The 26,852-nt window shown below is 36.6% G+C and carries 16 protein-coding genes; 15 read left to right on the forward strand and 1 reads right to left on the reverse strand.

The features are described 5' to 3' along the window. Positions 1–153: 153 nt before the first annotated feature. Entirely contained in the window at positions 154–798 is a 645-nt protein-coding gene (locus tag NTX65_12715; protein ID MCX6170200.1) for a fibrobacter succinogenes major paralogous domain-containing protein, read from the forward strand. A gap of 720 nt (positions 799–1,518) precedes the next feature. Here NTX65_12715 and NTX65_12720 read toward each other — a convergent pair. Then, entirely contained in the window at positions 1,519–2,772 is a 1,254-nt protein-coding gene (locus NTX65_12720) for a hypothetical protein (GenBank protein MCX6170201.1), read from the reverse strand. Between the two features lie 359 nt (positions 2,773–3,131). Here NTX65_12720 and NTX65_12725 point away from each other — a divergent pair, with 359 nt between their 5' ends. From NTX65_12725 to NTX65_12790, 14 genes are all read left to right on the forward strand, one after another. Next, positions 3,132–6,071 (forward strand): TonB-dependent receptor, encoded by a 2,940-nt coding sequence (locus NTX65_12725; GenBank protein MCX6170202.1) that lies wholly within the window; start codon positions 3,132–3,134, stop codon positions 6,069–6,071. Between the two features lie 42 nt (positions 6,072–6,113). Next, complete coding sequence (locus tag NTX65_12730) at positions 6,114–7,955, forward strand: hypothetical protein (protein MCX6170203.1); 1,842 nt, start codon at positions 6,114–6,116, stop codon at positions 7,953–7,955. 33 nt (positions 7,956–7,988) lie between these two features. Beyond that, positions 7,989–8,966 (forward strand): PorV/PorQ family protein, encoded by a 978-nt coding sequence (locus tag NTX65_12735; GenBank protein ID MCX6170204.1) that lies wholly within the window; start codon positions 7,989–7,991, stop codon positions 8,964–8,966. Positions 8,967–9,038: 72 nt separating this feature from the next. Further along, a complete protein-coding gene (locus NTX65_12740) occupies positions 9,039–10,070 on the forward strand; it encodes a T9SS type A sorting domain-containing protein (protein ID MCX6170205.1) in 1,032 nt (343 codons plus the stop codon). A 126-nt stretch (positions 10,071–10,196) separates the two neighbouring features. Beyond that, on the forward strand, positions 10,197–10,619 hold the full coding sequence (locus NTX65_12745; protein ID MCX6170206.1) for an alpha-glucuronidase family glycosyl hydrolase: 423 nt from the start codon (positions 10,197–10,199) through the stop codon (positions 10,617–10,619). Between the two features lie 110 nt (positions 10,620–10,729). Continuing rightward, positions 10,730–11,740 carry a T9SS type A sorting domain-containing protein gene (locus NTX65_12750; protein MCX6170207.1) on the forward strand — a complete coding sequence of 337 codons (1,011 nt, stop codon included), beginning with the start codon at positions 10,730–10,732 and terminating at the stop codon, positions 11,738–11,740. Positions 11,741–11,873: 133 nt separating this feature from the next. Further along, complete coding sequence (locus tag NTX65_12755) at positions 11,874–14,003, forward strand: alpha-glucuronidase family glycosyl hydrolase (GenBank protein ID MCX6170208.1); 2,130 nt, start codon at positions 11,874–11,876, stop codon at positions 14,001–14,003. A gap of 91 nt (positions 14,004–14,094) precedes the next feature. Next, on the forward strand, positions 14,095–15,651 hold the full coding sequence (locus tag NTX65_12760; protein MCX6170209.1) for a glycosyl hydrolase family 28 protein: 1,557 nt from the start codon (positions 14,095–14,097) through the stop codon (positions 15,649–15,651). Positions 15,652–15,728: 77 nt separating this feature from the next. Next, on the forward strand, positions 15,729–17,489 hold the full coding sequence (locus tag NTX65_12765; GenBank protein ID MCX6170210.1) for a hypothetical protein: 1,761 nt from the start codon (positions 15,729–15,731) through the stop codon (positions 17,487–17,489). A 110-nt stretch (positions 17,490–17,599) separates the two neighbouring features. Then, positions 17,600–19,081 carry an alkaline phosphatase D family protein gene (locus NTX65_12770; GenBank protein MCX6170211.1) on the forward strand — a complete coding sequence of 494 codons (1,482 nt, stop codon included), beginning with the start codon at positions 17,600–17,602 and terminating at the stop codon, positions 19,079–19,081. Positions 19,082–19,110: 29 nt separating this feature from the next. Next, positions 19,111–20,844 (forward strand): hypothetical protein, encoded by a 1,734-nt coding sequence (locus NTX65_12775; GenBank protein ID MCX6170212.1) that lies wholly within the window; start codon positions 19,111–19,113, stop codon positions 20,842–20,844. 75 nt (positions 20,845–20,919) lie between these two features. Then, complete coding sequence (locus tag NTX65_12780; GenBank protein ID MCX6170213.1) at positions 20,920–23,664, forward strand: alpha-glucuronidase family glycosyl hydrolase; 2,745 nt, start codon at positions 20,920–20,922, stop codon at positions 23,662–23,664. Between the two features lie 85 nt (positions 23,665–23,749). Next, entirely contained in the window at positions 23,750–25,495 is a 1,746-nt protein-coding gene (locus NTX65_12785) for a trehalase family glycosidase (GenBank protein ID MCX6170214.1), read from the forward strand. Between the two features lie 134 nt (positions 25,496–25,629). Next, on the forward strand, positions 25,630–26,484 hold the full coding sequence (locus NTX65_12790) for a glycoside hydrolase family 16 protein (GenBank protein MCX6170215.1): 855 nt from the start codon (positions 25,630–25,632) through the stop codon (positions 26,482–26,484). Positions 26,485–26,852: the final 368 nt, after the last annotated feature.

Genomic DNA, 26,852 nt, shown 5'->3' on the forward strand with positions numbered 1-26,852 from the left:
GTTCACAATAATACCAACTTTTCTGAGGAGTCTTCTTTTAAGATTTGTTGAATGGTCTGTGATTCTGGTTACCGCATAAATGCCAAGATCTTTATTGTTTGAATCATCTTACTTAATTAAGTTTTAATCACGTTAAAGTTGTGGGCACTTGATATGAAGGCAATCGCAAAATTTGATAAACTTATCATATTAGGATTATTGTTATTTGTAAACGGTTGTGGTAAAGAGCCGCAAAATGATGGGAACAATTATAAAACTGTTAAGATTGGAAATAAAATTTGGATGGCCGAAAACCTGAATGTAGATAGATTTAGAAACGGTGATTTGATTTCAGAAGCTAAAACTAATGAAGAATGGGCGAAGGCAGGGAGAGAAGGTAAACCTGCCTGGTGTTATTATGATAACGATCCAATGAATGGTAAAAAATATGGTAAGTTGTACAATTGGTATGCAGTAAATGATAAAAGAGTGCTAGCTCCAGAAGGTTGGTATTTATCCACTGAAGAAGAATTTGAAAATTTGTTTAGATTAGTAAAGAATGATGGGAATGCATTGAAGGCAATCGGAGTAGATAGAACAGGAACAAATAGTAGCAAATTCTCAGCATTGCTAGTTGGTTTCCGTAGCTACAGTAACGGCTTCAGCGATCTCGGCACCGAACTTTTCTTATGGATTCCAGCGTCCCATAATAACAAAGCATACGCTTTCAACTTGTCTTACGGCAGTAATATTTTTTATGTCTCAAGCCACTATAAGGACTACGGCTTTAGTGTTAGATGTATAAAAGATTATAATTGAGACGATTGAATTGCAGAATATAACTGTAACTATTCAAAACCTCACCCAATAAAAAATCCAGCATATCATGAATTGACTCATTCTTTAGAAACACTAAAATAATATAGGTAGACATATGAATCGGGTAACTGTGTGATCTATATTTAATACTGTGTAGACGGTGTAGTTGGTTGTATTTGGAAACGACTCGGTCACAAAATGGTCACAACATTCTGAAAAGCTGTGTTTATAGGCTAAATTATTAGCATTTTACCCAAGGCAACGAATCCCTGACTCTCTGCTTAGTAAAATAAAACCTCGATTATAGCAATTAAACGCTGTTTTCGAGGTTTCTTATTTTAAAAGGGGTCTGTGTAGCCTGTTCATGAGTGTGGAATCTATCTAATTGGTCACTTTTTGGTAATTGTCATTTTAAAATAAATTGAATTCATCGATAGAAATGAAGCTGTCGGAGAGTATACTACTCTCTGAATAAAACAATTCTGTGAATTATTTAAACTAGGATGAATTTTACGTTGCTTCCTAAGAAAGATGATTTCCTGTTGGAGTTGTGTCTTTGATTTTAAGAAACCAAGACAAAAATAGAGTAAAGACTTAAGCAGAATGAATTTTTATATGTCAATTAGTGGAGTGCAAAAATAGTGTTATTAGCTCAGAATCCGGATGAAGTAATGAATAGGAACAATTATGGTTGAAATACAAGTAGAATTAAAATCTTTATCAGCGTTTATTTTCAACAAGAATTTTTGAAGTGATTTCATGAAAGTGTAGTATTTCTGTATTAAAACCACTCCGTTCAATACCATGTACTTTAAATAAAATTTCAAAATATTGGGGCACTTCGTTTTTAATAAAGTTTTTAGCACGTAATTTATCTGAAAAAGAAGGAGAAGGACTTGATAATTCTTTTATAGTTTCAACTCGGCCAAAAGAGGAAAAGGAAACTACTAGCATTACGATATTTTTATCAGTGGTTGGAAATTTTGCAATGATTGGAAAGTCATCATGAAATCCATATCGATAATATGATTCAAGTGTAATAGTTTCAACTGTATCTTTATAATTTGGAGTATAAAATATCTTATGCGGGAATAAATTTATTTTGAACCGTAATTGTTTTAGAAAAGAGCTCATAATTCCAAGAGATTTTTCGCTACCGATGTAAATAATATTATTCTTCTGCACATCCTGCCAGACTAAATCAGATGCTAATTTTATTTTTAATCTATTTTCATCACCTGAAAAAACTTTGGTTAATCTTGAAACCACGTATGGAACTTCCATACCTAAGTATGTGAGAGGTGTCTGAATATATTTCCCTTTTGCATCGGGATTTCTTCTTAAAAATTTTTCAAAATCCTCTTTTGAGTTTATTTCAACATCTCTAATAAATTGTTCACTTGAAGTTAATTTATGAGGACGTTGATAAACATAATAATCTCCAATTACTAACAAAGTAGGCAACTCGGAGCTTAAGAAATCAGCCCATACCGGGTTACTATCTTGTTCAAGACTCAAATTTTTAATTTGTCTTTCCCATGAATTACTTTTTTGCCAGAAGTAAAACGAGATAGAAGTAGATATTAGTATTATGATTAAAACAAGAGTATAATACTGATTCCATTTTATTTTTTTAGGATTCTTTGGTTCTGAGGTGGTCAGAAATTCTATTTTGTAATGACCTTTTTGGAGTCGGATACGGATATTGTCATTAGCTCCTTCAGAAAGATAATAGATATCGAGTTTTTTTCTTAAGGAATATATGTGAGTTCTTACTATTGAAGAATCAATAGGATTAAAATCATCGTCTTTATGGAAGAGATCTTTTGCAATGTCAATTTCTTTTGGTGTCTTTCCAGAAAAGTGAGCTTCTACAAGATATGATAACATTTTTCTATCAAGCTCAGCGGAAAAATGATCACTGCTATAAATTTTTGTTAGAATGTTATCTACAGTTGGTTTATCGATCTTCATAAATCAGACATTAAGTTTTGTCCAAATATTTAACGAAATGAATAATTTTGCTAAACGGTTTAGCCTAAATTTAGGTTAAAGACAAGTTAAAAACATATTTTTTACTTCTTTTTAGTATTACTCATAGATTATTTTTCATAGTCAAAATAATTGTTTTATCTGAGATATAAAACGCTTTTTAATTTCTTTATGATTATGAATAATATAATCCTAATTAAAATGTTTATTCCAACCACCTATCACTATAAATGGACTATTATTGCTCTTAATTATAAATCCTATATGATTAAAAGAAAGATTAAGTAAATGAATACTAAAATCAATTTTTTGAAATTTATTTCAATAACAAGAGAATAAAAATGGGCACAAAATTTATTTGCTTATTAACCATACTTGTTTTGACAAGTTCTCTCATATTGGCTGACCAGAATGGCAAGATTGCGGGAATAGTAAAAGATAAAAAAACAGGAGAAGGGCTTCCGAGCGTAAGCATTTCGCTCATCGAGAACAAGACGGGTGCTATGTCTAATGTTAAGGGAGAATATTTTATTATTGACGTCACTCCTGGAACATATACTCTGAAAGCCTCTTATCTGGGATATGCATCTATAACAGTTAAAAATGTTATTGTAAATATTGATCGAACCACTACCGTAAACTTTGAAATGATTGAACAATCTCTTGAATTAGGCAGAGATATTATTGTAGTCGCCGAAAGAGACAAAATCAGAAAAGATGTATCCTTTTCACAAAACATTCTTACCTCTAACGAAATTACAACTTCGCCCACTGGTGTTGATCTCCGTGAAATGATCGCAACGGGAGTCGGAATTGATAGAGATCAGTACGGGCATCTGACGATAAGAGGTGGTATGGTGGATGAAGTCGGATATTTTGTGGATGGAATGTCGGGGAACGATAAACGATTGGGAATACCTATAATTAAGGTACCCCAGGCCGCTGTAAAAGAAATTCAGGTTTTAACAGGCGGTTTTAGTGCTGAATACGGCGATGCCCGTTCTGGTATGATTAATATTGTTACCAAAGATGGTGGTACGAAATACAATTTATCTGTTGACTATAGATTCAGCCCGACAGCACACAAACATTTCGGACCGGATCTGTTCTCCCCTGAAAACTGGTGGGATGTTGGCAGATATTTATCCCTTGGACCTTCAGAGGACAGAGATAAAAACGGCGTTCCCGATTTTGAAGGTTGGACTTCGTACATGGCTCGGAATAAAGGGAAAAAGACTATTATTGGTCCCAATGGACCTATCGGGGTTGCAACTACTCCTCAAGATATGTTAGATATCTGGAAGTTTCAGCATAGACCTCAACAATACGCTAACAAACCGGATCAGTATGTAGAAGGTACATTCGGAGGACCGGTTCCTTTTACAAATGATAAATTAACATTTTTTTACAGCGGATTTTATGACAGAACATCATTCGCGTTTAAGTTTTCCCGACCTGATTTTATTGATCAATCACATACACTGAAACTTGATTATAAAATTAGTCCGGAAATTAAATTGAGATATACCGGAAACTACGGCGAGACAAACTCAGTGGCCTACGACGCTGAACCTGCAACTTTTGTCGATGCGCATTCATGGGATAATGTAATTGATGCTATGGATGGAACAGCAGCTGGCCATCTTTATAATGCCGATACTAGAATGGTACACGCCGATGTTTACCGTACGCTACAAGGTCTCGACATGAAATATATCATAAATAAGAATTCATTTTTAAACGTGAATTTGCAATATGATAGAACAAAATTTCGGGCTCACCCAACTGATTGGAGAGATACTACCACAATCATGATTATCGGGGGTGTCCGGCTGGATGAATCACCGTTTAATTTTGCACCCAATAAATATAAAGACGTGCTCGATATCCACCGTCTCGGCGAAGATAAAGGATGGAGAGATTATACCTGGTACGAAACATTCCAGGCGAAGGGTGATTATACAAACCAGATTACAACAAATCACCTTTTAAAAACAGGGTTTAAAACTGCTCTTAATAAAATGTACTTGGATTATGGCCGTCATCGCTGGGACGATGGACATATAAATTTACCCGCAGAAGAATGGACAAAGAGAGATGTCTCGTATTTAGAGTTGTCGGGATACGTTCAGGACAAAATAGAGTTTGGCGGAATGATAATGAATCTTGGAATAAGACTGGATGCGTTCCAATCAGAAGTTGAAGCGTTTACTGATCCATGGTCCGCATACTATCAGAAAGGGAAAAATTTCGACAGCCTTTATTATGCTCCCGGCCAATTACCCAAAATGAAATATGTCCTCAGTCCGCGATTGGGTGTCTCACACCCCATCACTGAAGATGCTAAATTATTTTTTAATTATGGTTATTTCTTCCAACGTGGTAATATTGAAAATTTATACACAGATATTCGAAATTTTTCATCAAGTTTAGACAAAATGGGAAATCCTAACCTTGAATTCAGAAAGACAATTTCATATGAATTAGGGGTTGAACACAATGTATTTGATATTTTCTCTTACAAATTGAGCGGTTATTATAAAGATGTATCGAGTGAAATAAGTACCATTAATTTCTCAGCTAGTACATATAGTTATTCATATTTGAGAAGTATGAATAACGGTTACCGGGATATTATGGGCTTTGAACTTGAATTACTCCTGCCGTACAGCAAATACATTAGCGGTCGCATCAGCTACGATTACCGATTAAGCAAAGGCGGATGGTACGGATATCAAACTTATTATGAAGATCCTTTAAAAAAGAATGTTCTTGAATCGCCTAATATCGATAAGCCCAAACCACGCCCCATACTTAGGGCAAATCTGAAATTTGAAGTCCCGGAAATAGAATCAAGCGCGATTCTTAATTCTATTTTTTCCGATTTGATTTTTTCAACTTATATCCGCTGGGAAGCCGGAGAATATCTGACTTATCATTCCGAAGCATATCCGGGAACCGACGAGAACAATATTCAATGGACCCCGTGGTACAATGTGGATCTCAACGTTTCAAAAAAAATAAGTATTGCGGGGTTCGATATGTTCGTCTACCTGGAAGTGCAGAATTTATTGAATTCAAAATTTCTTAACGGTAGCGACAAATTTTGGAATCAGTCGCTCGTGAGCCAGGAAGAATATCTCGAATTGGTTGCCAAAAAGGGACTCAAACCCGGTACCTATGACGATTCTGATGTCCAGACATTCCTTGATAAAGCGATGTATTATTTACTCTACGGACCGACAAGGGATATCTATTTTGGCGTAAAAATTATGTTTTAACAGTTTCAAACAAAAATTATAGTTAACCGGAGAATTCCTCTTATGAGAACTAAATATTTTAAACTATTAACATTCGCCATCTGGACATTCTTTGCCGCAAATGCATTGTCACAGGGCCTGGATATTGATTGCGGAAGATTTAAGCTCGAGGTTAGTTCTACATCTTCGATGAATTTTATATATCCGGCTGATTTTAATGAGGAAGATCATTCAAATACCAGCGGTAAGATTTCTTTCATGTCGCGTAACTGGACTGACAGAAATAAAATTTATTATGAAACCGCCTATGAGCAGGACTTATTCGCATTATCCTCACACAAATATCTTAAGTACGCGCCTTCGCAAATTTCGGTTGATGGAGTAAATGTTACTCAATCATTAAATACGATTACAACTGTTGATAACTCCATCATATCTGATCAGATCGTTGAACAGACTCTTGTCTCATCTATGGGGCTGAAGATTGTCTCGAGAACTTATGGATTCAGTCATCCAAAATACCAGGACTTTGCCATTACACACTTTATGATTATCAATACCGGCGAAGCCGATGAGTATTCCGGTGTAGACCTGCCGAATCAAAAAATCAACAACCTGTATTTTCTTATGGAAAGATGGAATTCATGGCCAGATCAACACTTAGCTGATAGATACCATCCTGGGACAAGCTCTCACTATATGGATTATTATGGAGATGAACCTGCGGATTCTCTTAAAATATTTTACGGCTGGGACGGCGATGATCCGGATAATGGTCCGTACGAAGACGAAGGAAATCCTGCATACGGAGCTGATTACGAATTCCTTACGCCTTATTATTCAGGCGTTGGATTAATACATGCTGATATGGGTGTGAGCGACAGGACAAACGACAACAATAAAGTTACTGCCGTTTTGCGCGGTTCAAATTATTCTTTAACCAATTGGTCAAATACTGATCTTTTTACTTATCTGACAACCCCAGGAAATTATCCAAATCCTATTAATCCAGATCTTCCGGGTATGAATCCTAAAACCGAACAACAGCCAAGAATCTATATGTCAATAGGACCTTACAATCTGAATTTTGGTGATACCGTAAACGTTGTGATGTTTTACGGAGTCGGTGCCAGAAGCACAGAGGAATGCAGACAATGGGGACTTAAGTATAAAAACGGTGAGATTACCGCTCAGCAGAAAAATGAATTCCTCCGCTGGGGGAAAACGGATCTCTTCAATAAATTGAGCAGCGCACGTAGAATCTGGAAAAATAAACTCCGGCTTCCGGAAGGAAATAATCTGAATCCGCCGTCGTCTATAAACGTCCTTAGCGGTCCCGGTTATGTTGAAGTGAATTGGAATGCCGTACCGGGTGCTCAAAGTTATAAGTTGTACAGAGCTGTAGGTGTGAAAGATTCTGTTATTTATCCGTTGTTTATGGAGAATTTGACAGGCACATATTACAAAGACGAAGACGTTAACAGGGGATTCGACTATTATTATAATATTACAGCAGTTGATGCAAACGGTGTTGAAAGCAGTAAATATTGGGCTCGGACTTCGAGAAAATCTGCTGTACCAAGAACAGCTCAAGGAGTAGATAATTTTAGTGAAGTAAGGGTTGTTCCTAATCCATTTGTTTATGATAAAGCCGCAAAGGGAAATTATCCCGGTCAGAAAGACAAACTGCTTTTCGCAGGGCTTCCCGGACCGTGTAGAATTACAATATTCACTGTCTCAGGAGATATCGTAGATGAGATAGACCATGATTCGATTGAAGGAACACAAGAGTGGTTTCAAATTTCAAAATATAACCAGTATATCAGCAGCGGAGTTTACATTTACCACATTGAAAGCAAAGAAGGTAAAGGAAGCACTATCGGTAAATTCATTATTGTTCGATAAAAATTTTCACATCCAAAGATAATGGAGATAAGAGTGAAAAAAAATTATTTCATAACGGCCATACTTAGTTTATTCTTTTTATTGTTCATAAACAGAACATTTTCACAATCTCGTGATTTTCCTACATTCGATAATCTGGAGAAGGTGGCTCAAACTGGTTACCAATTTTTGAAAATCAATTCAGGTGCACGCGGTGCAGGGATGGGGGATGCATTTATAACACTCGAAGGTGATGCATCTGTTGTTTTCTGGAATCCGGCTGGACTTTCTTCTCTTGTGAACCATTCTGTTTTTCTTGGTTATACAATGTGGTTTGCTGATATAAAACACCAGGCTTTTTCAGCTGCAATGGAGATAGGGGATTATGGGGTTGTGGGAATAAGCGCTGTTAATGTTGATTATGGGAAGATTCAAGGGACGGCTATCAGTAATTCTTCATTAGGTTATGACGACACCGAAAATTTAAACGTATCTGAAATTGCAATTGGTCTAAGTTATGCAAAACGGTTTAGCGATAAGTTTGGTGTAGGTGTAACTGTAAAATATTGCAGGCAGGATTTGATCGCCAGAAAATCATCCATATTCGCCTTTGATATTGGTACAAATTATAACACAGGCTGGAATGATTTGAAGGTTGCCGTCTCGATTCAGAATTTCTCGACTGAAATAAAATATATTGACGAAAATTTTGTGTTACCGTTAATCTATAGAGTCGGTTTTTCTGTTGATGCATTCGGGCTGGCTAACATAGCAAGTGAAAAACATAAATTAATTATTGCAATAGAGGGCGTAAATCCGAGAGATTATTCGGAACGTTTTCATATAGGTAGCGAATATGTTTTTGATGACACATTTGCCATTCGTGCAGGATATAAATTCAATTATGATGTAGAGAGTTTTTCTTTTGGTACAGGATTTAAATTTAAGGGTGCTCAAATTGATTATGCGTTTTCAAACTTTGGTGCTATTCTAGGAAATGTTAATCGAATATCACTTGTGTTCAATTTTTAAAACAGTATTACTGAGTGAGATAGAAAATTCACCAGATATTTTTAACCAAAACAATCTACTTAGGAGGCTAACATGAAAAGACATCTATTATTTTTAGTGGCTTTTGTTTTTTTTACAATGACGTTTGAAGAACTTTATGCCCAATGGACAATTTGGGATTGTAGCACTCTACCAGAAGTAACAACAATGAATGGTTTACCGTGGACCAAATCTGATAAAACAGCAGGGTTAACGGATGCGGCTACATCAGTGCTATGGAGTGTAGTCGATGATGCTAACATCTCAGGAAATAAGTTAATTAAGATCAATGAATTTCTTGGTGATCGCAAAGAATCATGGATTAATAACTGGGCAGCGGTAGCTGACCCGACAAAAGGAATAACTACTGTTTTCCGAGTCAGAGCGTCAGCTGAAATGATTGCGCAGACTAAAGTTGCGGGGACTGATTATTGCTTCTGGTATGTGTCTATGCGCGATGGTTCCTACAGAATGGATTTGACTTTAAATTATCCCGACACATTATATGCAGAAACAAATGCAAAACTTAAAGTTAGTATTCCAAATCCCACAGCATGGCATATCTATCGTTTTACATTAAAGGGTGATCAGGTTAACGTATATATGGATGAAAACGCTACACCCGTACTTACTGCAACAGCCGGTACTACAACTAACAATTACATCAAAGTTGGTGATACAAGCACTGGCGGTCTTTTTGGTGGGCTTTATGATTGGCTAATTTGGGATTTGGGTGGCGCTTATGCACCAGGACAAGGAACACCAATTCCAGTATCTCTGACTGGATTAACTTCGGTAGAAGATTATAGCCCTGAATTACCATCGGAATTTAGTCTTACACAAAATTATCCAAATCCATTTAATCCAACAACACAAATTTCTTTTTCGCTTTTAAATTCTGGCTTTACAACACTAACAGTTTACAACGCTATCGGTCAAACTGTCGCTAAATTAGTTAATGAAGAGCTTTCCAGCGGTTCATATAAAGTTAATTTCAATGCTGTGAACTTACCTTCCGGCGTTTATTTTTATCAGATTCAGTCGGGATTATTCAACCAGACAAAGAAGATGATCTTATTGAAATAATTTTAGCGATAGGAATAAACGTCTAATTTCAATTACATTCCCTTAATCTGCAATTAAGTAGATTAAGGGAAAATGTAAAATCAAAATGCTTTGGGAAGGTGGTTTTGTACTTCCAGTAGGTGAGGTATGTTTAAACTAAGATATAAATTAGGATTTCACTCTATATTTTCAGCAAAATACGCATTACTGTTTCTTCTTGTTATCCCCATTAATACTGTTGCGGAAAATGGATATGAATTTTCGCTCAGATACAGTAAGATTTCGAATGCGAAATTTCTGGCAGATTATAAAAATCTTTGCAAAGAAATTGTTGTTCCGGAGAAAAGCGATATTCTGAATTCTGCTCAGAACGAAATTACATACGGCATTTCTAAAATGCTGGGCGGTGATTTGAAAATTTCTTTACAACCTTCTGTTCCAGGTTCAATAATTATCGGTTCACTAGAAAAATCATATCTAATAAAAGAATTGCTCTCGGCAAAGCTGCCGGAGTTGAATATATGGGTGCTCAAATTGATTATGCATTTTCGAATTTCGGCGCTACTCTAGGAAATGTTAATAGAATATCACTTGTATTCAATTTTTAAAACAATATTACTGAGTGAGATAGAAAATTTGCAAGATATTTATAACTAAAACCATCTACTTAGGAGGCTAACATGAAAAGACATCTATTATTTTTAGTGGCTTTGGTTTTTTTTACAATGACGTTTGAAGAACTTTATGCCCAATGGACTGTATGGGATTGTAGCACTCTGCCAGAAGCAACAACAACGAATGGTATACTATGGACCAAATCTGATGTCTCGACATCAAGCCTATGGAGTGTAATTGATGACCCGAGTATTTCCGGGAATAAGTTAAATAAAATCAACGAATTAATTGGTGATCGGAAAGAATCATGGCTAAATAACTGGGCAGCAGTAGCTAACCCGACAAAAGGAATAACTTGCGTTTTTCGAGTTAGGGCATCAGATGAAATAATTGCAGCAACAAAAGTTGCTGGGACAAACTATTGTTTCTGGTATGTATCCTTGAGAGATGGCGCTTACCGTATGGATTTAACTCTTAATTATCCTGATTCACTATACGCTGAAACAAATGCAAAACTTAAGGTTAGTATTCCAAATCCTACAGCATGGCACATCTTCCGTTTTACATTAAAGGGTGACCAGGTGAATGTTTATATGGATGAAAAGTCTACACCTGTTCTTACGGCGACAGCTGGTGCTAACACAAACAATTATATCAAAGTAGGTGATACAAGCACTGCTGGACTTTTTGGTGCACTTTATGATTGGCTAATTTGGGATTTGGGCGGCGCTTATGCACCAGGACAAGGAACACCCATTCCGACATCTCTAACCGGGTTAACTTCGGTAGAAGATTATAAACCAGAATTACCAACGGATTTTAGTCTTACACAAAATTATCCAAATCCATTTAATCCAACAACACAAATTTCTTTTTCGCTTTTAAATTCTGGCTTTACAACACTAACAGTTTACAACGCAATCGGTCAAACTGTTGCTAAACTAGTTGATGAAGAGCTTTACAGCGGCACATATAAAGTTAATTTCAATGCTGTGAACTTACCTTCAGGCATTTATTTTTATCAAATTAAATCAGGAATGTTCAATCAGACTAAAAAAATGATGCTAATGAAATAGTATCAAACGGATCAAATAGGTACGCAATTTCTTATTTCTATTCCATTAATCTGCAGTAAAAAGCAGGATAAAGGAAGATAATTAGTTAAAAAAATTTTAAACCGAATGATTGTGTTATTCAAACGAGTGAGTTATGTCTAAAATAGTCTTAATGAGTAAATCTAAATTATTATTTCTATTGGCCCTTAATTTATTTTTTTTATACGAACAAACTTCTGCAGAAAATGGATATGAATTCTGGCTCAGATACAGTAAGATTTCGGATGCGAAATTTTTGGCAGATTATAAAAATCTTTGCAAAGAAATTGTTGTTGCAGATAAAAACGATATTCTGAATTCTGCTCAGAACGAACTTGTTTACGGCATTTCTAATATGCTGGGTGTTGAACTGAAAGTTTCAAATAATCCCTCCATTTCCGGTTCAATTATTATCGGTTCACTAGAAAAATCACCTCTCATAAAAGAATTGCTATCTACAAAAATGCCCGAGTTTAATTCACCCGATGCATTTGCAATAGTTTCGGTAAACATTAATAATAAAGTACATACAATCATAACGGGGATATCCGATAAGGCAGTGCTTTACGGTGCTTATCATTTTTTAAGATTGATGCAAACAAATCAGCCAATTGCAAATCTTAATATACTTCAACAGCCGGAAAATAAACTTAGAATGGTAAATCACTGGGATAATCCTTCAGGATCAATTGAGAGGGGCTATGCAGGTGAGTCAATTTTCCATTGGGATATACTTCCTGAGTTGGAGCAGAGATATACGGATTATGCGCGTATGCTGGCTTCAATTGGAATAAACGGTTGCGTCGTGAACAACGTAAATACAGTTAAACAAGATCTTACCGGCTGGAAACTTCTTACATTGCCTTACATTAAAAAGTTAAAAGCACTTGCCGATGTATTCAGGTCCTACGGCGTGAAATTATATCTGTCTGTAAATTTTTTCAGTCCGGTGGTCATAGGGAAGTTAAACACTGCTGATCCGATGGATCCGGAGGTTATTAAATGGTGGAGTGAAAAGGTCCGCGAGATCTATTCTCAAATTCCAGATTTCGGAGGTTTTCTCGTAAAGGCCGATTCAGAGGGTGAGCCGGGTCCGATGAAATATTCGCGGTCTCATGCAGACGGCGCCAATATGATTGCTAATGCACTCGGTCCGTACAATGGTTTACTGATATGGAGGGCATTTGTTTACGGTCATAATGATATGGACAGAGCTTCCCAGGCTTACTCAATATTTCACCCTGACGATGGGGAATTTGCTGAAAACGTAATTATTCAGATTAAAAACGGGCCTATAGATTTTCAGGTTCGAGAACCAGTATCTCCCTTGTTTGGAGCAATGCCTAAAACTAACCAGATGCTTGAATTACAAATTACTCAGGAATATACAGGACATTCAACACATCTTTGCTATCTGGTTCCTCAGTGGAAAGAAATATTAGATTTCGATACATACTTAAATGGTAAAGAGTCGACTGTATCAAAAATAATAAGCGGGAAACTATTCAATAATAATAATACTGGTATTACAGGCGTTATAAATATAGGTTCTGATTCTAATTGGACAGGTCATTTATTGGCTCAGGCTAACACATTTGGTTTCGGACGTCTTACATGGAATCCATCGTTACCTGCAGATCAAATAACTGATGAATGGGTCAAAATGACTTTTGGAAATGATCAGAAAGTCGTTAAAAAAATTTCTAAAATGTTGCTGGACTCATGGTTAACATATGAAAGTTATACTTCACCGCTCGGTGTTGGAATGCTTTCTAATGGAAGTGGTGACATATCCCATTATTACCCGGCACCGGAAAAACGGGGGAAATTTCATCATGCTGATAAATTTGGTGTGGGTTACGACCGTACATCTGAAACAGGAAGCGGTTACGTCAATCAATATTCATCTACAGTCGCCACATATTATGGCAATATTAAAACATGTCCGGATGAACTTTTATTGTTTTTTCATCATGTACCCTATACTCATAAACTTAAATCAGGCAAGACTGTAATACAGCATATTTACGACAGTCATTTTGAGGGCGTAAATAAAGTAGAAAAGATGATAACGGAATGGAAATCCTTGAATGGTGAAATAGACGCTGAAAGGTTTGAACATATTCTGAAGAAACTGAAAGAACAGCTTGTGCAGGCTAAAATCTGGAGAGATTCTATTAATAATTATTTCTTCGGTCTTTCCGGAATTCCGGACGAACATGGAAGATTGGCAGTGAATAACTGAGATTTAAAAATACTAGCTAATTATGAATTGAAACTCAATCATTAAAATTTTTCGAAGACAAAATCCAGGTTCGAAATTGAAAAAGGTGCTTATGAATATTATCAAATACTTTGTATTTCCGGTTTTTATTTTCCTTTTTTCATTCTGTAACGAAAATTTTACTGCGCCTTATGAACCGGAAGGTAAATCTGATATTGTATTTAGTGTAAAAGATTACGGTGCACTTGGAAACGGCCAAACAGACGATACACAATCAATAAATAAAACTATCATTGCATGCAGTGAAGCCGGGGGTGGAACGGTAAGATTTCCTGCCGGGGTATATGCGACAAATTCTATACACCTGCTTAGTAATATAACTCTTCAGGCGGATTCGGGTGCAGTAATTAAATCAATGAATACCGGTTTTGATCCCTGGGAAAGTAACCAGTTTGACGAAAACGTTATGGACCGCGCATATTATCATATTCAGGCATCTATGTTTTGGGGAGAAAATTTATCAAACATAAAATTTACCGGTAAAGGTCTTATAGATGCCGGTGGATTAACCACGTCAAGTACTGTAAAACCCGGTCAGGGCGATAAAGTGATTGCCCTAAAAAATTGCAGAAATATTGAAATCACAGATCTTTCATTTGATTATAAGGGTGGCGGCGGAGCTCATTATGTAATTCTCTTGACAGGTTGCGACAGCGTTAAAATAGACAATTTAAATCTGAAAGCTCGGAGAGACGGAATCAACATGATGAACAGCAGCAATATTTCTATAACTAATACACAAATTAATTCAGTAAGATACGAAGGCGGACTTGAGAAAGGCGGCGACGATGCAATCAAAATCGGAAGCGATTATTCACTCGGCGAGATAAGACCTACTTCAAATATATTTGTCAAAAACTGCACTATTTCAGCCGGATGCAACGGTATTATGTTCGGCACAGAAACAATCGGCCCTATTAGCAACTGCACTTTTGAGGATATCCAAATAAATTTTGCCGGCAAAAACGGTTTGGGAATTACGTCCAATGACGGAAGCATAATAAATAACCTGACTTATAAAAATATAACTATGAAAAATGTTCTTTCACCGTTTTTTATTAAAGTATCCGACGTAAAAAGAATTCCGGCCGGTCAAAATTATATCACAGGCAGAATAAGTAATATCGTTTTTGAAAATATTACTGCGACAGAAATTTCAAATCCTATAAACGGAGAAATGAGCAATGTGATATGGGGAAAAGCAAACAGTCTAATTGAAAACATCGAATTCATAAATGTTAGTATAACCGTAAAAGGAGAACAACCATTATCCAAAGCGAAAATTTACCCTCCGGAAAATGATGAAAGATTCCCTCAAAATTTAATTAAAGATATTCTTAAAGCACCGTTACCGGCCTACGCATTTTATGTAAGGCATATTAAAAATGTGAAATTCAATGTTTGCAAAATCGATTTTGAAAAAAACGACAACCGTCCATCCTTCATCATAGACGATGGTACTGGCGTCACTTTGCATTCTGTGAATATGAGAAAGGGAACTGGTGCCGAATGTTTTGTTGAAATAAGAAATACTGTTACTGATTTTGTCATAAACGATTGTCCGGGACTTGCTGATGTAAATGGATCAATTACGAATAGGAAGTTTTGAAAAAAAATACATGTAATTGGCAATATGAGTTTATTCTAGATTGGCGGAGTTGCTGAATAAATAAATTCAGGAGATTGATGATGCTCGTATATAAGAAAATTATCACGATCGCTGTTATCTTAGCGGTTTCAATTTTTAATCTAAGCTGCAACAATGAAAGAGCATCAACCATTCCCCATAAAGTAATTGGGTGGAATATACTTTCCTCAAATAAAGAAAATGCTATTCAGGTTATTAATGCCTCAGTAAAATACCATGTAAACCATTTACAACTTTCACATAACATCATTCGTGATTTAAGAGAAATAAAAAATCCCCCAAAACAAGAATTAGTTAACGAACTTATCGACGATGCGCACCGGAAGGGAATTCCTGAAGTTGTAGTTTGGGATCATGCTTTATACAACCTCGATTATTATCCCAAAGAATTCAGATCTGCTGAGGGTGGAAAAATTGATTTAGATAACCCTAATTTCTGGAAGTGGTTGAAACAAGATTACCGGAATATGCTCGAGTTAGTGCCAAAAGTTAATGGGATTGTTTTAACTTTTATTGAGACCGGTTCACGTATTGAAGATCAGTTCTCCTCTCGGTTTAAAACTTCAGAAGAAAAATTAGCTGCTTTAGTTGATAGTATTGCTTCAGTTATAATTGATGAGCGGAAACTAAAACTCTATATCCGCGATTTTTCATATAATCGTAAAGAGTTGTCTGCACTTCTTAAATGTTTTGAACTTATTCAAAATCCCAAAATAATTGTGATGTGTAAAGAAGTCCCTCATGATTTTTTTATCACCCATCCAATTGCATGGTGGGTTCAGGATATTAAATTTCCGGTGATTATTGAATTTGATTGCACACACGAGTTTAACGGTCAAAGTGTTGTTGCGAGTCTATTCCCCGAAATTCATTTTAAAAGGTGGGAATATTATCAATCTATCCCCAATGTAATTGGATTTTCTATTAGAACGGACAGGTTTGGTTCTACGACAATAATTAATCGGCCGTCTGAAATAAATCTATTTGCTATTCATAGTTTAACTGAAAATCCAAATATAAATATGGAAACTATCTATAATAATTTTATTACTGAGAGATATGGGGAAAAAGTTTTAGAGCCTCTAAAATCAATATTCAAAAAGGCACCTGAAATTATAACATCTACTTATTATACACTTGGACTGAACACAGCTAACCACTCAAGTCTGGATTTCGATTATCGTTCCATATATACACGCCATGTATCAGGCAGATGGATGGATAATCCATCAATCTCGATTAACCATGGAGTAAATAAGGAATTTCAATATTGGGTTGATATTGTGAATCACCTTTCTCCTTCGAAGTATAAAACAGATGACGAAAAGAATTCGAAAGAGATTCCGGAAGTAGTTGAGAATAATTGGATACAACCTAAAGAGTTAATGAATGAAGAGTATCTCTCGTATGTAATTACTGAAAAAGAATATGGACGTAGACTTGCAACCGATGCGTTGGCAATGATTGGCAATTTAAAAGATAAATTCAAAGACCGGTCAAGCTATACTGATTTATACAATACTTTTGAGCGCACGGAGCTTACGAGCAGACTATTTTTGGGAATGGCGAAGGCTTATTACGGTTACAGAATTTACATGAGGGGGCAATCATTCAGAACCCAGGCTTTAGTTAAGACTATCGGTGAAGGTTTAAAAGATATCAGCAATGTCGCAGATAAAATTAAGAAATACGAAAAACCTTATCCTTTAGGACAATATGATTGGAAAAAAGATGCCGACATAGCAATGGATTTTTATGACAAAATAAACGGAAGCAGCTTAACGAGAATCTCAAATTAATTTGAACAACTCGCATAGATGTTTTATCAATACTAACTTAATTACTGGCAGTACAAATAGGGTCAGGTCAGCCCGATTCTGAAATTAATTTTTTTTAAACGAGGTGATGAATGAAAAAGAAATTCTTAAAATTATCAATCCTTTTGATTCTATTGTTTGTATTTGGCTTCAACAGCAACGCAAATTGCCAGGCTCCTTACCAGGCCACTGGAATAAAAATCGGTGAAGTTACACAGCACAGCGCGATTATCTGGACAAGGCTTACGAAAAATTCAGAACGCAATATCGATGGAATACCATTTAAAATGATCAAAGGTAAAAAAAGCAAGGAAAATCCTGAGCATTATATCTACAGTGAACCGCAGATACCAGAAGGTCATTCATTGGATGAAATGCAGAATGTAGTCCCCGGTTCAGAGGGGCAGGTAAGGGTTCAATACTGGGTAAAAGGAAAAAAAGAAACCACTCTTAAAAGTACGCCCTGGAAAAAAGTGGATTCTGAAAAAGACTTCACACATCAGTTCTCTCTTAAAGATCTTGAGCCATGGACTGAATACGAACTAGTAACGGAGTGCAGGATAGATGAAAAGAGTCCAGTAAGTGAGGAAGGAAAGATACTGGGGAATTTTAAAACACCGCCAGAAGCAAAGGATGCTGAACCATTAAAATTTTCAATAATTACATGCCAGGCTTATTATCAACGAGATGATAGCCTGAACGGTCATAAAATTTATAATGTGCTTAACGGGTTCAATCCTGATTTCTTTGTAATGACAGGCGATATTGTTTATTACGACAGACTTGGTCCGATAGCTACGAGCAAGGAACTAGCAAGATTTAAGTGGAACAGAATGTATTCACTGCCTTTCCAGAGAGAATTCCATAAACATGTTTCAAGTTATTTTGAAAAAGACGATCATGATACCTGGCAGGACGATTGCTGGCCTACTAAGAAAAATGACATGATGGGAGATTTCACATTCAAAGAAGGGCAGGATATATTTTTAGAACAGGTGCCGATAACAAAGCAAACTTACAGAACAATCCGTTGGGGCAAAGATCTACAGATATGGATGGTTGAGGGAAGAGATTTCAGAACTCCCAATACTATGCCTGACGGACCGGACAAAACGATTTGGGGAAAAGAACAGAAAGAGTGGTTTAAGAAAACGGTTCAGGAATCGGATGCTACATTTAAACTTTTAATTAGCCCTACTCCGCTGGTTGGACCCGACCGCGAAAAGAAAAACGATAATCTGGCCAATAAAGGATTTAAACACGAAGGAGATGAACTAAGAAAATTCATCAGCAGTCAGAAAAATATGTTCGTCGTAACAGGTGATAGACACTGGCAATACGTATCTGTTGATCCTGAAACCGGGGTAAAGGAATTTGCGACCGGTGCAACTACCGATGATCACGCAGGTGGATTCAGTATGGACCTGCGTGAACCGATGCACCTTTATTTAAATATTGTCGGCGGCTTTTTGTGGGGAAATATTGAAAGAGTTGACGGCAAACCGGTTCTTACTTTTAGTCATTACAGCGTTGACGGAAAAGTTCTTCACGAAGAAAAAATGATAGCAGAATAATTAATTATTTTTATAAACGGATTGAACGGATGAAAAAAATTATTAAAGAATTCTTAATTTATTTTTTCATAAGTCTAAGCTTGGACTGTAATTTTATTGAGGCTCAATCCACAACCCCGTTTTCAATGAACGGATGGCAATTCCACGAATATAATATACCAAAACTTGAAGAAGCTATTCTTAAAGCTCCTTCATACGGTGTAAATTTTCTTATTTTTTCACACAGACTTTTCCGCTCGGTTGAGGGATTTCTCGTCTCGGATGAAAATTTTGATCCGAAAAAAAAATATCCGCACCTTTCAAAATTGTATTCAGCAAGTGAAGACCATACAAAACCTCATGCCGGCTGGCAGAGCGATTTGAAATACGTCGCCTCGCTCGCTAAAAAACAAAATATTCCTTACTATCTCTGGATTCATGAATTCGATGATATTCCCGAAAAATTTCTTACCGGCGGAGATGTGAATTTCGACGATCCCGGATTATTTCCGTACATCAAAGACAGGTATGAAAGACTGCTTAAAGTGATGCCCAATACGGCCGGGTTTGTTCTTACATTCCATGAAAGTAATTATAAATTATTCCGGAATACCGAAGTTAAATCAAAATACGATGTGCCAGAAAGAATTTACCGTTTGACAAAATTAATTTATGATGTTTTAAAAGAATATAATAAAAAGCTGATCCTTAGAAGCTTTTTTTACGAACCCAAAGAGATGCAGTATTTTAAAATCGCTCTCTCAAGACTGCCCGATGATATTATAGTTATGAGTAAAACCACATTCCATGAATTCGATCCGTTCTATCCGCCGGACAGCATGCATGGAGAAGTGGGGAATAAAAAACATATCATCGAAATCGATCTCGGAGTTGAAAAGGCATTAAGTTCCGAAGGTGCGTATGCTCAAACTGAATATATCCAAAGATTTGCAAGACGGGCAGCTGATAAAAAAATGGCAGGTATGGTGGGACGTGCAAGATTTCTCTGGGACAAACCGTTTGAAAATAGCCACGAAATAAATCTTTATGCGTTCTCCCGCTTCATGAAAGATCCCGCTTTGAGTGAAAATGAAGTTGCTGTTGACTGGGCACGGAAAAGATATAATGAGGCTGCCGCACCGTACATTGCTTCCGCGCTTATCAGAACCCAATTTATAAATCATCACTGCAGATATCATCTGGGAGTATGGCTGACTAAATCAATCGGTTCTGAATGGGATGACTATAAATACTACTTCGGTCATCCTACGGAAAGATCTATTTATAAATGGACTCTGGATCCGTCCGATAAGGAACTCGAGGATAAAATCTATCACCCGGATTTGGAATTTTACAATAAACTCATTGAAGAGAAAGAAGAAGTCATTAGACAAATAAATGAATCGTTTTCCGACATTGCAAAAGCTGAACTGCATCTGAAAACGGAACAGATTATGCCCCTGAAAAAGGAATTCGAATTTCTGATCGATGCCGCCCGTTTGTCCGCAGAATGGACTAAGGCTTATTTTGCACAGCGTTTATTCATGGATAACCCGAAATCGGAGTATAGGATATGGGTTGAAAATGCTCTTAACGTTTTGGACAAAATGAACAGAATGCCGGGCGTAATTTATGGGATGAATAATGAAACCGGGCACAGATATAATATCAACAAATTTATACTTGAAATGAAATGGCGCATTGCAAACAGGTCGCGGGCAATTAACGAAGACAAAAATATTCTGAGTAATATAAAAAATAAATTGGCTGTTGATATTAATTAACACAATTTTAAAAATAATTACATTAATATTTATTCAATAACGGATTTATGATTTAACTAAAATTTCGGAGAATGTATGGGAAAGAGTAAGGTGATTATCGGTCTTATCTTTTGTTTTATTTTGAGTGTCCCTATATCAGCTCAGGATAAGAGTGGGAATGGATTGGTTGGATGGTGGAGTTTTGATCAGAACTCTAGTGCGGATCTAAGCGGTTCGGGAAATAATGCAGTGATAAACTCAAAAAATTTTTATGATATGGGAAGCGGCAAATATTGTATTAAAATGATGCCGAAGGATAAACCCTTTTCAATTCCAGCAGACTCAAAATCAACACTGGCCATAAAATCGGGAACAATCAGTTTTTGGGTTAATTCCAGTACGGTGGACAATTACACACTGATTGATTATGACAACGGTGCGTTTGCACTTAGAAGTTATCGCGGTTATCTGCAGCCGAGATTTAAAGGCGAAACTAAATTTAATTTTGCAGGCGGAATACAAAATGAAAAATGGATTGACCACCTTATGCGCGAGGACGCATTTTATCCGCACGATAAAGCGTTGATTGAAGAGAATAAATGGCATCAATTTGCGGTAGCATACGATTATGAAAACAAAAAGTTCACCGGTTGGCGTGACGGAGAACTGATCGCAGTTATAGATTTATCCGGAACAGACGTTGAATCTTTAAAAACCGATGAGCTGAAAGAAATATTAATCGGCGAAGGATTCACCGGGTTTATTGATGACTTAAGAATTTATGACAAAGTTCTTAACGATGCTGATATTTCAAAGTTATATAAAGAAACCAACTCAATATATAAAGATAGGGATGATGTTATTAAACCGGATAAAAAATTAAACGTATATCAGTACAACGATTCGGATAAAGTTCTATACAACGCATGGCTAAATAATTCCAAAATTGTAGATAATAAATACGCAGATCTCTTTAAACAGATTATTATCCAAAGCAATAACCCGACGATAAATACAGCAGGTAAAGAATTTAAAAAAGCTGTTAATGAATTGTTCGGGACAATTCTCCCGGTTAAATCTACAAATGAAAGTACAGGTAACATTCTTTTCGGAACGCCGGCAGAATCGGAATTGATAAAATCAATGTCCTCGCAATTAGGATTAAGTAATGTTACAAACGATGGATATGTGATTAAGTCTCTTAATTTTAATGGTAATTCCTTTCTAGTAATTGCCGCGAATGAACCGGCCGGAGTAGTTTTCGGTACATTTGAATTAATTAAGAAAATTAAACAGCAAGAAGATCTTACTAATCTAAATGTCCTCAGCAATCCAAAAGTTAAAATCCGCATTGTTGGTCATTGGTCATGGTTCCGCGGTACGGATGGGGATGATTGGAATGGCGGTAAAATCAACCCGTTCAATCGGGAAGGCAACCGTTACAATTCCATTTATAGTTGGGAAGATTTAAAAACCGGGAATACAAAATTAATTGAAGATTGGGCCCGGCTTTTAGCTTCTGCCGGTTGGAATGCCGTTTGTCCAACAGAAATTAATTGGCAGGAACAAAATAATTTTCTACATCATTTAAATGAAGTTATTACTCTTGCAAGAATTTTTAGAAACTACGGAATAAAACTGTATTGGTCCCCCAACTATCTTTTGGCTTTGGATAAATCAACTGCAGATTCTCTGTATGCAAGAGTGCCGGACTTTGGTGGCTACCTACTCAAACTTGGATCAGAGGCGCAACTTGGAAATCCTTTGCCAAAAATGGTCAATGAGATCGCTAAAAACCTTTTGCCTTATCATGGCGAAATACTTTTGAGAGGATTCGTTTACGGCAAATACCGATATACATTTATCACCGAAGAGTATAGAAATACAATGCAATATGACATTTATAAACCGAACGACGGAAAGTATCTTGAGAACGTGACAATTGTAGGTAAATCAAATCCGCTTGATTGGGATCTCGCAGCGCCTATCTCTCCGCTTGACGGCGCGATACAAAAAACAGCATACGGAACTGAAATGGTTATCGCAAAAAGCTGGCCCGCGTCTTGGCTTGAAAAATGGAAATGGTGGCTCGATTATGATAACTACCATAATGGGAAAGGAAGTTATAACAAAAACTATATTAAATGTCTCCTCGGTGTATCAATGATCAGCCCGTCGCCTGCATGGACATCAAACCCGCTTAATATGGTTAATTATTACGGATTGGGAAGACTTGCTTGGAATCCGGATTTGTCATTAGAACAAGTGTATGACGAATGGATTAGTTTGACTTTTGGAAATGATAAGATGATACATGATAAAATAAAAGAGATACTTTTTATGTCTGATGATGTACTTAAAAATCAATATATATATCGTGGGTACCGCGGTGTTTGGTTTGATACTTCACAGGATGACCTAATAGAAAAGAAAACAACTCATTGCATGAATACAGAAGGTATTGGAATCGTCAGTCCTGAGTTGGAAAAAAAAGTTATGGAGGAGTACACTCCCGAATTACAGAAAATTTTTAACGACCCCATTAAAGGTGAAGAATTTCTCCCGTACTTCCACTTTGTGAAGTATGATTACAAACTTACAAATGGAAGAACTGTTATTCAGGATTTATTCATGAATCTTGATGACGCAGTTGCCGGGGCAGAAAAAATGCTGGTTTACTGGAATGATCTTAAGAATAATATAAATGCGAAAATGTTCAAGTACACTCAAGATAATCTGGTAAATTATGTTGAAGATGTGAAAGACAGCAGAAGCAAAATGATTAAGATAATTGAAAAACTTAGCGGCAGGAAGTACAGTTTGGAAGTCGGAGGCAAATAGATAAAATTATATTTCGGAATACTGGATTAAATAGTAAAATGTGGAAAATATTCCGTCAATTATGATATTGATACGGAAGGAAGTCATGAAAATAAAATTAAATTTGCTGTTACTGGTTGGTTTAATAATGTGCTTTTCTTACTCTCCTTCCATTGCGCAGGATTTGAAACTCGACCTGAATCGAGTTCCCTTCAGTATTGCCGGATCTTATTTTGCATTATCTTCTTTGAATAACCGGATTCCGCAGGATACGCTTTTTATCAATCACTTCATTGGATATGATACCAGGCAGGTCTTCAAAATCATTCCGCTTGGAATTAATGATAAGCCCATGGAGTATTCTATTAACGCGGCTCCCTGGCTTACTACATTGCATGCAAAAGAGAACGAATTGAAAATATGTTTTGAGAATCCCAAAACGATAAGAATACAAGGCAATCCCCACGGTTTCAAACTGCTATCTAGCATGATTAAGTATCCCATAGCAATGCCAGACGGAAAACAATTCAGGATCATCGGTAGAGACAGATACGACCGGTTTATGATTACCTGTCTGAAAGGGAATATCGAGATTTCAAAATTGAATTCCGAGTACGAAATTAAAATTATTCCGGTTGACAATATATGCGAACTTTCCATTGAAGAATATGTTTCCGAATGGGAACCCCGCGACTATGCTTCATCATTTGACGAATGCGTAACAAAAACCAAAAATGATTTTGAAGCTTTCACAGGTAAATCACCGGTAGTCAATGCAAAATATGAAGATGCGAAAAACCTGGCTTTGTATATTAATTGGTCGAGCATAGTTTATCCGAGAGGATTAATGCATCGTCCGGGAATTCTGATGTCAAAAAACTGGATGAACTATATCTGGAGTTGGGACAATTGTTTTAATGCTATCGGCATGGCTTCAGCATATCCCGGTATTGCCTGGGATCAGATTATGGTTGTTCTCGAAAACCAGGACGAACTAGGAATACTGCCCGATCGGTTTCGGGATGTCTTCATACATTATGGGTTTACAAAGCCGCCTGTTTACGGCTATGCTATCGGTCAGCTTGAAAAAATTAATGGTGTAATGAATCCGGACCGGTACCGCGAAGTTTATCCTTATATGGCAAAATTAACAGACTTCTGGCTTAAGTACAGAGACGATAATAAAAATTTTATTCCTGAATATCATAACGGAAATGATTCCGGCTGGGATAATGCAACGGTTTTTGATACCGGTTTTCCCGTTGAGGGACCTGACCTGAGCGCATTCCTCGTAATTCAGATGGATAAACTCTCTGAAATAGCTATGAAATTAGGAAGGACTGATGAGTCGGCAGAATGGAAAATAAAGGCGGATAAATTATACAAAAGAATGATGGAAGAATTCTGGATTGATGAGAAATTTGTTTATAAAAATTCTATTACTAATAAATATGTTGAAAACAGCCAGAGCTTGTTGCCGTATATTCCGATAGCATTGGGCAAAAGACTTCCTGAAAATATTCGCAAGAAATTAGTAAACGATCTGAAAAACAGCGGGCTTTTAACTCAATATGGACCGGCTACGGAAAATCCGTCAAGCCCTAAATATGCATACGACAGTTATTGGCGCGGACCGGTTTGGGCTCCGTCCACTTATATTATCGTCGAAGGTTTAAATGAGTGCGGTGAAAAAGAACTTGCAAAAGAAATTGCAAAAAGATATTGTGATTTATGTCTTCAAAACGGATTTGCCGAAAACTTTGATGCAGTTACAGGTAAACCATTCCGCGATCAATCGTATACTTGGACTGCCAGTGTATTCCTGACTTTTTTGAACAAATATTTGGAATAACTTTTATAATAAGATAATATTTTTGTGTTTTTATTTCTCAATCGTTCACAACAATTAATAGGGCAATGTCTAAAATTATCAGGCAAATATTTTAACAAACCTATTATTGAATCTGTTCTCTGATGGAGCTGTTTGTGCGAACCAACGTAATTATAATATCGTTTTCATTAGTCCTTCTTTTAATATCATGTAAAAAAGATACAATTGTTCAAACGGAATATAATTCGGACGGATATAATTTAGTCTGGTCGGATGAATTTGATGAGGACGGACAGCCGGATCCTAAGAACTGGGGTTATGAAATTGGATTTATCCGCAACCAGGAATTGCAATATTATAAACCGAGTAATGCCTCTTGCGAAAATGGATTTCTAATCATTGAGGCAAAGCGCGATAGCATTATAAATCCTAAATATAAACCTGGAAGTTCAAAATGGCAGGAGCAAAGAAAATATTCCGAATATACTTCTGCAAGTCTGCATACACAGAACAGGAAATCATTCAAATTTGGGCGGATTGAAATTCGTGCTAAGATTGATATTGGTGCGGGACTCTGGCCGGCATTTTGGACTCAAGGCGTAAGTGGCGGGTGGCCGTATAACGGTGAAGTTGATGTGATGGAATATTATCAGGAAAAAATTCTTGCAAACTTTGCCTGGGGAGCCGCACAGTCGGGGAAAGCAATATGGGATTCTTACAGAAAGCCTGTTTCGGAATTGGGAGGAGAGGAATGGGCGAAGAATTTTCACATCTGGCGTATGGATTGGGACAGCACTCAAATCCGTATTTCGCTCGATGATTTACTTTTGAATTCAGTTGATCTTTCCGAAACTATTAATAAAGATGCCGCAGGTAAAAATCCTTTCCTGCAGCCGCATTATCTGATTATAAATCTTGCGATCGGAGGAACTGCCGGCGGTGATCCGAAACCAACACCTTTTCCAGTATTCTACGTAATTGATTATGTCCGTGTTTATCAAAAATTATGACCAAAGTCGTTCAAAAATTGTTCATCGAGAGAACGCAGGAAAGTTAAAATAATTCATCATTACACACCCCGTCACTTGAAGGATGACCTGTTAACAGACTCCTCGGTACGTAATCCCTACTTAAGAAAGAATTTTGATGCAACAAAAGTTTTGATTGATGATGAAAAAGGATTTAAAATACTTTTCCACCATTCTTCATTCAATCGAACTAATGGAAGCTTTTACAAAATCGGTAACTAGGCAAAATGAAAACGTAAGTAATCTTAAGTCTCAGACTGTTGTTTAGAATTGATACCGAAAGGACGTTTAAGATGAATCAGTCGTTGATGTGAGGGATAATTATTAGGAGTGCCCCTCAAATATACTCC

The sequence above is a fragment of the Ignavibacteriales bacterium genome (genome assembly GCA_026390795.1).
GTDB lineage: Bacteria > Bacteroidota > Ignavibacteria > Ignavibacteriales > Melioribacteraceae > Fen-1258.